Source organism: Flavobacterium sp. ZT3R18 (assembly GCF_007097385.1).
Taxonomy (GTDB): Bacteria; Bacteroidota; Bacteroidia; order Flavobacteriales; family Flavobacteriaceae; genus Flavobacterium.
Map to the genome: position 1 here is coordinate 43,751 of NZ_VJZS01000026.1, position 11,789 is coordinate 55,539.

General features: G+C 33.1%; 10 protein-coding genes. 7 read left to right on the forward strand and 3 right to left on the reverse strand.

Annotated elements, in window-relative coordinates; genetic code table 11:
* Position 1 precedes the first annotated feature (1 nt).
* Positions 2–3,043 carry an efflux RND transporter permease subunit gene (locus FNW52_RS18600; protein ID WP_116761098.1) on the forward strand — a complete coding sequence of 1,014 codons (3,042 nt, stop codon included), beginning with the start codon at positions 2–4 and terminating at the stop codon, positions 3,041–3,043.
* Between the two features lie 70 nt (positions 3,044–3,113).
* Entirely contained in the window at positions 3,114–3,869 is a 756-nt protein-coding gene (locus tag FNW52_RS18605; protein WP_116761100.1) for a phosphatase PAP2 family protein, read from the forward strand.
* Positions 3,870–4,310: 441 nt separating this feature from the next.
* On the opposite strand, the gene FNW52_RS18610 is transcribed toward FNW52_RS18605, so the two are convergent.
* Entirely contained in the window at positions 4,311–4,478 is a 168-nt protein-coding gene (locus FNW52_RS18610; RefSeq protein ID WP_116761101.1) for a transposase, read from the reverse strand.
* A 166-nt stretch (positions 4,479–4,644) separates the two neighbouring features.
* Between FNW52_RS18610 and FNW52_RS18615 the strand changes: the two genes are divergently transcribed.
* The 4 genes from FNW52_RS18615 to FNW52_RS18630 all read left to right on the forward strand — a co-directional run bounded on the left by FNW52_RS18615 (position 4,645) and on the right by FNW52_RS18630 (position 8,391).
* On the forward strand, positions 4,645–5,364 hold the full coding sequence (locus tag FNW52_RS18615) for a hypothetical protein (protein WP_143378978.1): 720 nt from the start codon (positions 4,645–4,647) through the stop codon (positions 5,362–5,364).
* A 183-nt stretch (positions 5,365–5,547) separates the two neighbouring features.
* Positions 5,548–6,417, forward strand: coding sequence for a chromate resistance protein ChrB domain-containing protein (locus tag FNW52_RS18620; protein WP_116761105.1), 870 nt, complete (start codon positions 5,548–5,550; stop codon positions 6,415–6,417).
* 82 nt (positions 6,418–6,499) lie between these two features.
* Positions 6,500–7,666, forward strand: coding sequence for a chromate transporter (locus FNW52_RS18625; protein ID WP_116761107.1), 1,167 nt, complete (start codon positions 6,500–6,502; stop codon positions 7,664–7,666).
* Positions 7,663–8,391 carry a superoxide dismutase gene (locus FNW52_RS18630; RefSeq protein ID WP_143378979.1) on the forward strand — a complete coding sequence of 243 codons (729 nt, stop codon included), beginning with the start codon at positions 7,663–7,665 and terminating at the stop codon, positions 8,389–8,391. The genes FNW52_RS18625 and FNW52_RS18630 overlap by 4 nt, the downstream gene beginning before the upstream one ends.
* 97 nt (positions 8,392–8,488) lie before the next feature.
* Here FNW52_RS18630 and FNW52_RS18635 read toward each other — a convergent pair whose 3' ends face one another.
* Both FNW52_RS18635 and FNW52_RS18640 read right to left on the reverse strand, forming a co-directional pair.
* Positions 8,489–9,391 carry a transposase gene (locus FNW52_RS18635; RefSeq protein ID WP_143378980.1) on the reverse strand — a complete coding sequence of 301 codons (903 nt, stop codon included), beginning with the start codon at positions 9,389–9,391 and terminating at the stop codon, positions 8,489–8,491.
* 124 nt (positions 9,392–9,515) lie between these two features.
* Positions 9,516–9,749: a hypothetical protein gene (locus FNW52_RS18640; protein WP_116761113.1), complete on the reverse strand. Its 234-nt coding sequence runs from the start codon at positions 9,747–9,749 to the stop codon at positions 9,516–9,518.
* A 787-nt stretch (positions 9,750–10,536) separates the two neighbouring features.
* On the opposite strand from FNW52_RS18640, the gene FNW52_RS18645 reads away from it, so the two are divergent.
* Positions 10,537–11,789 (forward strand): site-specific integrase (locus tag FNW52_RS18645; protein WP_143378981.1); only part of this gene is annotated, 1,253 nt, incomplete at its 3' end.

Consider the following 11,789-nt stretch of genomic DNA (forward strand, 5'->3'; position numbering starts at 1 on the left):
GATGAATACCTTTTTTGTTAAACATAAAAACGGCTTAAGTACTGTTATTTTCCTAATCATTTTGGGTGGTTTTTTTGCATATTCTAAAATGCAAACCAGCTTATTTCCAGAGATTACTTTTCCAAAAATAAAAATCATTGCCGATGCGGGCCAACAGCCTATCGATAAAATGATGATTACCGTTACAAAGCCACTTGAAAATGCCATTAAAAAAGTTCAGGATTTAAAAACCATTAGAAGTACGACCAGTAGGGGAAGTTGTGAGATTTCGGCTTTTATGGATTGGAAATCGGATATAGATTTAAGTAAAACAAGAATTGAGGCACAAATCAATCAGATCAAAAATAATCTTCCGCCAGATACGCAAATTACGGTCGAGAAAATGAACCCTTCAATTCTGTCTGTTATTGGTTATGCCATTGAAGGAAAAGGCAAATCTGCGATTGAACTCAAAAAAATTGCCAACTTAACAATTAAACCTTTTTTATCCCAAATAGAAGGTGTTTCTGAAATTAGAATTATTGGTGGCAAAGAAAAAGAATATTGGTTAACGTTAGACTTTGATAAAATGACAACGCTTGGCATTACGCCGAATGCGGTTACACAGGTAATGAATGAAACCAATTTTATAAAATCTAATGGATATTTGTCTGATTATCGCTATTTGTATCTCACGATTACTGATGCACAAGTCAATAAAAAAGACGAATTAGAAAACTTGGTCATTCGCAACAACGGAAAAGGAATTGTCACTCTAAGAGACATTGCATCGGTAGAAATTCGCGAAGCTAAAGAATATATAAAAGTAAATGCCAACGGTAAAGAAAGTATTCTTGTGGCAGTTATAAAACAACCCAGTACTAATTTAATTTCACTTTCGAGTGCGATGAATGAAAAGTTGCAAGCATTAAAAAAAATCCTTCCAAAAGGTATTGGTATAAAACCGTTTTATGAACAAGCTAATTTTGTAAATGATGCAGTAAAAAGTGTTACAGATAGTTTGCTCATCGGATTATTATTAGCCATAATTGTTGCCGTTTTGTTTTTGAAATCAGTGAAAGCCAGTGCCACAATTCTGATAATTATTCCGGTTACTTTGGGACTCACCTTGATTATTCTGTATCTCACGGGACAAACATTCAACATTATGACACTTGGTGCGATAGCTGCGGCATTGGGTTTAATTATTGATGATGCGATTGTGGTTGTTGAACAAATTCATAGAACACACGAAGAACATCCTGATGAACCCACAGTTTCGCTTTTGCAAAAAGCAATTCATTATTTGTTTCCGGCAATGGTGGGTTCATCCCTAAGTACCATCGTAATTTTTATTCCATTTGTTTTGATGAGTGGTGTGGCGGGTTCTTATTTTAAAGTGTTAACCGACACAATGATTATTACATTGGTTTGTTCCTTTTTTGTAACATGGTTGTTACTGCCTGTTGTTTATTTATTGCTTTCCAAAAAAGAAAAAATAGATGCAGTGATCGAGAAACAAAACGAAATCTACGAAGTAAAAACTCAAAATTGGGTGGCTTATTTTATTGAAAGACCAATTATAAGTACTGCTTTTTGTATTGTTTTACTACTTTCAATTATACTAATAGTACCTAATTTAGAAACTGGTTTTTTACCGGAAATGGATGAAGGCAGTATTGTTCTTGATTATGAAAGTCCTCCGGGTACATCATTGGAAGAAACTGATAGAATGCTCAACGAAGTAGAGAAAATTATAATTCAAATTCCCGAGGTAGAAGCCTATAGTAGAAGAACGGGTACGCAAATGGGATTTTTTATTACCGAACCCAATTTTGGTGATTATTTAATTCAATTAAAAAAAGACAGGAACAAAACTAGTAATGATGTTATTGATGAAATTAGAGCAAAAGTAGAAGCTACACAACCTGCTTTACGCATTGATTTTGGTCAGGTGATTGGTGATATGTTGGGTGATTTGATGAGTTCGGTAAAGCCGATAGAAGTTAAAATTTATGGAAACAACCAAGCCGAATTACACAAAATTGCAAAGCAAGTTAATGCTATTGTCGAGAAAGTAAAAGGAACAGCTGATGTTTTTGACGGAATTATTTTGGCTGGACCATCCATAAATATTCAGCCTAACTATTCCCGATTGGCACAATTTGGAATAACGCCAACCGATTTGCAATTTCAAATGCAAACGGCGCTCGAAGGAAATGTAATTGGACATTTATTGGAAAGCGAGCAAACAATTCCCATACGATTGATTTATCCTTACTCTGAAAAAAGGAGTTTAGAAGATATTAAGAAACTGCAACTGTTTTTACCTAGTGGACAATCGATACCAATTACAAGTCTTGTAAGCATAAATGTGCAAAAAGGGATTGCAGTGATAGAACGAGAGAATCTTCAAACGATGAGTGTGGTAACAGGAAGATTAGATAATCGAGACTTGGGGAGTGTGATGCGGGAAATAAAAACTAAAGTAACAAATAGTATTCATCTTCCTAGTGGTTATTATATTGAATATGCTGGAGCCTACAAAGAACAACAACAATCTTTCAAAGAATTATTAATGATTTTAATAGCTTCATCATTATTGGTTTTTGGTGTTATTTTATTTTTATTCAGGGATTTTAGAGTAGCAATAATTATACTTTTAATTTCTGTTTTAGGAATTTCAGGAAGTTATATTTTGCTTTTCATTACAAAAACACCTTTAAATGTTGGAAGCTACACTGGAATTATTATGATTGTTGGGATCATTAGTGAGAATGCCATTTTTACTTTTCTACAATTCCGAGAAACTTTCAAGATTACCGGAAACGCAAATCAATCTTTAATTTATTCTATTTCAACCAGATTACGACCAAAATTAATGACCGCTTTCGGTGCTATTATCGCTTTATTACCCTTGGCTATAGGAATTGGCACAGGCTCAGAATTACATCAACCACTTGCTATTGCTGTAATTGGCGGTTTTATAATCGCTATGCCTTTGCTGTTAGTGGTATTACCGAGTTTATTGTGTTTTGTTTTTAAAAATGAAAAGCACTTGTAATGTTTGACATAGTTTAGTGCCCAAAAAATAAAAGAATTCAGAATTAGTCCATAATTATAAAAAAAATCTAATGTTAAAAATCATTCTATTTTCATTGTTTAGTATCGTAACTATAAATGCGCAAGAAGTAAAAACAGATACTATTTCGAAGGGGGATACTCAGGGAAATATGAAATACAATTACAAACAGCTTATTATTCCAGCTGTATTAATAGGATATGGTTTCATAGGTCTTGAAAGCGATCAGATAAAAAATTTTAATTCTGAAATTAAAGAAGAAGTAAATGAGCATATTGATGAGAAAATTACTATTGATGATTTCTCACAATATGCACCTGCGGTTGCGGTTTATGCGCTGAATGCCGCAGGAATAAAAGGGAAAAATAATCTGAAGGATCGCTCAATAATATTGGTTACTTCCTATATCATAATGTCAACTGCTGTTTTAAGTCTTAAATCAATTACGAAAGTTCCAAGACCTGACGGAAGTTCCAATAATTCTTTTCCATCAGGACATACTGCAACAGCTTTTGCCGGAGCTGAATTTTTATGGCAAGAATACAAAGACAAATCAATTTGGTACGGGATTTCAGGTTATGTTGTTGCCACAGGAACGGGGCTTTTCAGAATATACAACGACAGACATTGGTTAACAGATGTTGCTGCGGGTGCCGGTATAGGTATTTTAAGCACGAAAGTCGCTTATTGGATTAATCCTTATATCAAGAAAAAATTATTTAACACTAAAGAGAAAAACACCACAACATTACTAACGCCTTTTTATAATGGGAAGCAGTTAGGTTGTGGTCTGGTGATAAATTTTTAAGTATTTTTCTGACACCTTTTGATGGTTCGAACATTACACCCAGAATTGCTTCTGAAATTGTCTTTTTTGTAAAAAAGATGGTTTTACTCGCTTTACACAGATAAAAAGAGTTTGTTTTATTTTATAACAGACTGATAATTATTGCTTTAAAATGTGGTTCGAACCCCATTTACTATCATGCTGGGACATGTCGAACCAAATATGAAAAATAACACATTTAAAACATGTAAATATCTGATTATCATGTGTTTGTAGTGTGGTCATGTGAACTTTATTATTTTTATTCTTAAATGAAATAAAATTCTTTTTAAATTCAACTGCGAAACACCATAAAATTAAAAGACTGACAATCAGTTAGTTTTAATTAAAAACAGGCCAAATGTATGAAAAATCCATCTGACCTGTTTGGTGACCACGGTGGGATTCGAACCATAAATGAATCTACTTTAAATTATCAAAAAATGTTAAAACTGTTATCAAGTGTTCGATAGTGAACCCTGATATTTCATATTTCTTAGCCAACGTCTCAAGAGTCTCTGTCTCTTTTAAGGCTTCTAAAACTACTTTGGATTTAAAATCCTTACTAAACACTCTTCTTGTTCTTGACATAATTCTGCTAATTTAAGGTTTTTATTCTACCTTAATTCAAGCTCCTTTTCTGTATCAATTTTGGGGAGCAGCATATTATACTATAAATATAAGAAAAGAAAAATAAAAAAAAACGAAAAATAAAACTACTGCTGACTGTCCTAGATTCAAAATCGCAACTACCATTATGATGACGACTGCACTTGCCTTGTTGTTGTTTTCAAATCAATTTTTTGGGCAAAAAAAGAGCATCAAGGATTGTTTAATCTCTTATCTCGACTCAACATCTGGGAAAGTATTAATGGGTTATAAATCTTTGAAAGGAGAGATTATTATTAAGGCAAAATACCTGAATGGTTCTGGTCCTTTATGTGAAATGGCATTTGTAATAAATTCTGAATATGAGTTAGTGGGAATCGACAGAAATGACAGCATATTATTGAAACCTTATATTTATGACAACGGCCCAGATTATGAACAGGAAGGCTTATTTAAAAATAAAAAAATGAAACGAAAAATCACATACGGACTATTGACAATTTTACTGCTCGGAGGTCTTTGCTTTGGGCTGAATTCTGTTTTCGGGCTATTTACAGATTTCAATTCTTGGACAGCAGGACAAGACATTGAAAACGGTAAAATACAAATTGTTGAAATTGGAGAAATGCCCTTGAACTTTGAGGAAAAACAAAAGCTGGCCAGTTCCTACGGTTTTAACTTTTATTTATTTGGTTGTAATGTATCTACAGCAACATTGAATGGCACAGAATATTACAACAAAAAAATGATTCACCATTTGGAAATCAAGTATGGTTTGGCTTGGTGGACAAAATTTCAATCTCAACTTGACAGTATTGACAATTCAGACAAAGTTCCGACCCAAAAACCGTTAGAGGATTTTTTTTAAAAAAAAATATAAGAATTCAATAAGAGCCTGTTTAAATTTCTTAGAAAGAAATATTGTCTAAATAAAGAATATCTGATCTTAGTTTTGGAGCAATTGATTTGTAAGTGTTTTTTTGAAACGTAGATAAATAAATGTAGATTAGCTTAATATTTGAGGAGCAAAATTTCCTTTATATTATTTCAAATGAAATGGATTACTAGAGAAAGACCTAAAATTGATAGAATAGCCTGTCCTTGGCTGATAAAAACTTTCGTAGACAAAGACGCTGAATTTATTTATGTCCCATTCAGCGAAGTTTTGGATAAAGCAAAAGAATTGCATGCTATTCCGTTTGATATTCTCAATGTAGAGTTTACGCACTACAAAGAGCAAAGTACCTTTGATTACCTTGTTAAAAAATATAAAATTGAAGATTCTGCTATTTTAATCATGGCAGATATTGTACGTGGTGCTGACACGGACAGACATGATATAGCAAAAGAATCAGCGGGACTTTTTGCAATTTCTACTGGACTTTCGTATAATATTACCGATGACTATAAATTGTTAGAAACTGGAATGGTTATTTATGATGCGCTATACAGTTGGGCAACGCATTTATACAAACAAAGTCATTTGCAGAATAGTCCTTTTGAAAAGTTGTTACATGAAGTGTATCATAACTTTCTGAAAGAGAAAAAAACAACTAATAAAAAAACGCCTTCTTGGGTCAAAGAGCTAAAGGCAATTATTCAGGATCAAATAGATGCCCAATTTACTTTCGATCTAAAGAAAATTTCTAATGACTTAGAATTGAACCCTTCCTATTTGTCAAGGGAGTTTTCTAAGTATTTTGAAGACCTCAATTTTGGAGATTACGTTAGAAAGTTACGAATAGAAAAAGCAATTGCACTTATTCAAAATTCAACCTATACCCTTACCGAAATAGCCTATATGACTGGCTTTTCAGATCAAAGTCATTTCACAAGAATATTCAAACTGAGCACTGGGAAAAATCCTTCTTCTTACATGAGAAATTCAATAAAAAGTAATCCAGATACAAAAGGTAAGTAGCATTCTATTTATATCTTTTTAAGATCAATAGTTTTGCTTTTTATTAATACAAAATGATGTCACTCTATTTGAATATCTAGATATGAAAGAAAATCCAAAATATACTTTAAAAGAATTAGCATTTTATTTCCTGAAATCAGGAACCATTGGTTTTGGTGGTCCAGTAGCATTGGTTGGTTATATGCACAGAGATTTAGTAGAAGAGCGAAAATGGATTTCAGAAGAAGAATACAAGGAAGGTCTCGCTTTAGCACAATTAGCACCGGGTCCATTAGCAGCACAATTAGGGATTTATCTTGGATTTGTACATTACAGTTTTCTAGGAGCAACGTTGATAGGATTGGCTTTTGTTTTGCCTTCTTTTTTAATGGTAGTACTTTTAGGAATCGTTTATAAATTATACGGAGGATTGTCTTGGATACAAGCTGTTTTCTATGGGGTAGGAGCAGCAGTTATCGGTATTATCGTAATGAGTTCCTATAAACTAACGCTGAAATCTATTGGTAAATTTAATTTAACCTCTTTTAAAACCAATTGGTTATTGTGGCTGTTTTTTGTAGTTGCCATAGTTGTAACCTTGGTTACACAGCAGGAACAAGTTTTGTTATTTGTATTTGCTGGACTTTTGTATATGTTTGTCAAAGCACCTCCAAAATGGTTAAATGCTAAAACTGCCAATTCTATTGCCTTATTGCAAATTGGTTTTTGGAATTATGACAATTCTACTCTTGTGGAAATTGCCATCTTTTTTGCAAAAGCTGGAGCCTTTGTATTTGGTAGCGGATTGGCGATAGTGCCCTTTTTGCACGCAGGAGTTGTAATAGAAAATCATTGGCTAACGGAGCAACAATTTGTAGATGCAGTAGCAGTTGCGATGATTACTCCTGGTCCAGTTGTTATTACCGTTGGTTTTATAGGCTATTTAGTTGCTGGTTTTCCTGGAGCATTGATTGCAGCTTTAGCGACTTTTTTGCCGTGTTATTTGTTTACAATTAGTTTAGCTCCATCGTTTAAAAAAATCGCACAAAATAAATCAATCAAAGCTTTTGTAGATGGTATTACCGCAGCCGTTGTGGGCGCGTTGGTAGGTGCAGTTGGTGTAATTGCATCCAAAAGTATTCTGGATATTCCAACAATACTTATTGCTATTGCGGCAATTTTTTCTTTAATTTATATCAAAAAAATTCAAGAACCTTATATTATTGCTGTTGCAGCAGTTGTTGGGATTATTATAAAATTAATGCTATGAACAGAAAAGATTTTTTAAAATCGAGTACTTTATTTGGTGCGGCAGCATTGGTGCTACCTACGACTAATGCGTTTGCTGAAAATTTAGCCGACAATTCTATTGATAAATTGGTTGATGCCAATGGAAATTATATTCAGCAAACCTTGCCATATAGCGAAAGTTTTTTAGAACCCTACATGGATGCTGAAACTTTGCATCTCCATTATACTTTTCATCATGGCGGAGCGGTAAAAGGCGCAAACAAAGATTTGCAAATGATAAAAAAAGCATTGGACGAAAACAATTTGGAAACTATTGATTTTTGGACAAAAAAATTATCCTATCATTTTTCATCACACATTCTCCATTCTATATTTTGGACAAATCTTACTAATAAAAGCACCTTGCCAAAAGGCAATTTATTAAAACGAATTGAAAAAAGTTTCGGAAGCTACGACAGGTTGAAGGTTTTAATTGCGGCTACTTCCAAAAATGTAGATGGTAATGGTTGGGGAATTCTAGCGTATCAACCTTACAGCGATAATTTAGTAATCTTGCAATGCGAAAACCACGAAAAACTAACACAATGGGGAGCAATTCCGTTATTAGTTATAGATGTTTGGGAACACGCCTATTATTTGAAATATAAAAACAAACGAACCGATTTTGTAGATGCTTTGTTTAATATTATTAATTGGGATAATGTTGCGTTGCGATTAAATGATGCTGAAAATTTGATGAAATAAAAAGTCAAGAGACATTATTGAGAAAATTATAATGTAAGATTTTTAAATTCAATTGTATTTTTTGTTATCAAATTTACATAGTAATGCGAATCAAGGGTTAAAATATTAAGTTTATAAAGGCAGCTGCTATCTTACCAAATAGATGCACTAATAATCCTTTTGTGGATCTAACTTTGCAAGCTCTTTGAATATTTGTTTTTTCAATCAACCAATTAAAAAAGGATTCAATAGGCTGTCTAACTCTTGATACTGCTGTTGAATACAAGTCATTTGAAGCTTTATCTCTATTTCTAATTTCTTGACATTCTCCTTTAACAGCCTTAACGGGTGTCATCATTATTGAGTTGTTTTCTTTTTCAAGGTCAGAAAAAAAGTCTTGATGATGATAGATTTTATCCCCAAAAAAGCATCTATTTTCTTTGTTTGTCCAAGCTTCTTTAAAAACGGTCAAATCATTTACAGAAGCTGGGGTAATTAATACTTCCTCAGGAAAAGAGATTGTCTTTTCTCTTCTAAAAGCTAATGCATGAAGTTTAACTCCATAGTAATACATGCTTTTTGTAGAACAATATCCTTTATCTGTAATGTCTTTGGCAACTTTTCCAGAACGCTTTCCGGAACAAGTAATAATCGGCATCGAGTCCAACAAGCTTTGATCTAAAAAACAATCGTCAGGGCAATACTCAGTAATCAAGCTAGTTACCAATTTCCTGAAAGTTTCTGACAAGCGGTTCAAGCGATTAGAAAACGCAACATAAGAGCCGAGTTTTGGAAACCACGAATGCAAATATTCGCTAGCGAATCGGTGGATTTGCTTTACGGTAATTCGCTGTTCCTCTTCTAATGCAAATAAGTAAATTGTCATAATTTCTTGATCTGTTAAATCTTGCTTGTCATTATTGCTGAATCGCTGACATGTATATTTTAAATCTTTTTCAAATTGTTCACAAATTGTTGAATAAATTTGTACTAATTTTACGGCTTTAGTCTGGATAATCATATGTTTAAAAGTGCTTCGAATACACCTTAAATGTACTGATTTCCAGACTTTAAAACAAATTATTTGAAAGATATTTCTTTCTATTTATCATGTTAACAACTGCTTTTTCAACTCTTGATTCGCATTAGTAATCTAAAAGTAATGTTCCAGACGATTCCAGTTCTTCTCTTGGAGGTATTTGAAACTCATTCAGATGAAAAGCCGTATTGAGAATTGGGTCTATCGCTGCGAAACCAGCAACCTCTAAGCCCCATTTAGCTTTACCAGCAACCCCTGACCAATAATAACCAACCCTATGTGTTTTCTTTCCAGACTTGGAGAGATAGGACGGGTCAAAACCAATAATTATGTTGCTCAAAGTCTGAACAGCTAAACTTTTGTTTAACTCAAAAAAATCAAATTTTTATTCAAATTGATTTCGATAGGTGCTTTCTGAATATTCACCGAACCTTTCCAGTTGAAGAAAATTAATTCTACCTTTTATGCTCAAAAAGGAAATCAAGATATTTTCAATGAATTTTTTCCTTGATTTATTTAGAGATTTAAAATACTCCTTCTCTAATGTATTGACAATGATAAGCTTAATAATACATCTTGCCTGTGGATTCAAAATTATATAATAATCTTATAATTCACAATAATTCACGGGTTTAGCCTATTTTTTTTTGGCGTTTATTTTACTGATTTTTAACTGCTTAAATCATTTTCTGCGGAAGTATTGTATGCAACACACTAAAATTTTAATATATTTGCATAGAGTTTTTAAGAAACTTCCTCAGAGTTACCCTATTGGTTACCCTGTTCTTAAATATAATGCAAGAAGCCCCGTATTTACTGGGATTATTATAAAGGCATCGGAGCCTCTTTCTCCGCCAGTAGAAATACAAATGGTATCAAAACCCCGTAAATCTTATGATTTACGGGGTTTTTGCTTTTACGTATTATTCAAATTACTCATCTAATCTCATTCTTAACGAGATAAAATCGAGACCCTACTATAATTCTAAGATCAGGGTCTCGCTAAATCAATTTAAAATTTTCAAACAACCTGTTCAATGGATAGTTTAACACTTGTCCACTATTTAAACATCTTGTTTGATATTCTTTAGAAGTCTAAATTGAATAATAATTAAAAGGTTACCACTATGAAAACTAAAATCACATTGCACTTTTATGCGAAGAGCACAAAAGCTAATGCAGCAGGTCTACTTCCTATCTATGTAAGATTAACTGTTGATGGAAATCGAATGGAGTTCAGTACCAAAAAATTTATAGATTCCACTAAATGGTCACCTGAGATGTCAAAAATGAAAGGCAATACAGAGAATGCTCGTTCACTAAATGAATACCTTGATTTAATGAAATCGAAAATATTCGATATCCAAATGGAATTAATACACCGCAACGAACTCCTCACAATTGAAGTTTTTAAAAATAGACTTCTCGGGATCCAAGAACACCAACATATGCTCATCCCTATTTTCGAAGAACATAACCGGAAAGTAGAAGAACTTTTGGGGCTCGAATACGCACCTGGAACATTAGAGCGATACAAAACCTCACTCAAGCACACCAAAAACTTCCTGCAGTGGAAATACAACATATCCGATATCGAAATCAATAAAATAGATCATTCTTTCATAACAGAATATGAATTCTATCTGAGAAGCATCCGAAAATGTGCCAATAACACAGCAGTCAAATACATTAAGAACTTCAAGAAAATAATCAAAATCTGTATTTCAAATGGATGGTTAGATAAAGATCCATTTGCAAACTATAAATCAAAAATTCGTGAAGTCGAAAGAGATTATCTAACGCAAGAAGAAGTTCAAGATATCTATTCTAAAGTATTTGCAACTGAAAGATTAAACCTGGTAAAAGATATTTTCGTTTTCAGCTGCTTTACAGGTTTGGCTTACATCGATGTTAAAAACTTAACCGTATCAAATATCAGCATGGGTATTGATGGTGGCAAATGGATATTCACCCATCGCCAGAAAACAGAAACCGCTTCTCGCATTCCCCTCCTCCCTATTCCGGAAGAATTAATTCAGAAATATGCCAATCACCCACAATGCATAAATGAAGATAAACTGTTACCCGTTTTAAGCAACCAAAAAATGAACAGCTATCTAAAAGAAATAGCAGATGTTTGCGGCATTAAAAAAGATTTAACCTTCCACATTGCCAGACATACTTTTGCAACCACTGTGACACTTACAAATGGTGTTCCCATAGAAAGCGTGAGCAAAATGCTAGGACATAAAAATATAAGAACCACACAACACTATGCTAAAATATTGGATAAAAAAGTGAGTGAGGATATGATAATTTTAAGAAACAAATTCAATCTCGCAAAAAATCCCACAAATGAATTAGTGAAAGTAAATTCCAA